Source organism: Pseudomonas sp. 8(2025) (assembly GCF_052665325.1).
Genome location: NZ_JBQOIE010000061.1, coordinates 1 through 302, shown reverse-complemented (window position 1 = coordinate 302; position 302 = coordinate 1). Strand labels below are relative to the sequence as shown.

The 302-nt window shown below is 63.6% G+C and carries 1 protein-coding gene; it reads right to left on the bottom strand.

The window, feature by feature from the left end:
- Positions 1-302, bottom strand: a 302-nt coding sequence (locus ACUXVH_RS31740; RefSeq protein WP_445496878.1) for an HlyD family secretion protein, incomplete at both ends; no start/stop codon positions are given.

The following is a 302-nucleotide window of genomic DNA, read 5'->3' as shown; positions in this document are numbered from 1 at the left end:
CTTGTGCTTGGTGTCGATGGTCGCGTAGACGCTCATGCCCGCCTTCAGCTTCTTCACATACGGATCGTCCTTGTCGAAATAGATTCGCACGGGCACGCGCTGCACCACCTTGACGAAATTGCCGGTCGCGTTCTGCGGCGGCAGGATCGCGAACTGCGCGCCGGTGCCGGGGGACAGCGAGCCGACCGTGCCCTTGAACACATGGTTGGGGAACGCGTCGACCTCGATCGTGACGGCCTGGCCGGTCGCGACATGGGTGAAGTCGGACTCCTTCGGGTTGGCGTCGACCCACGGATTGGAGG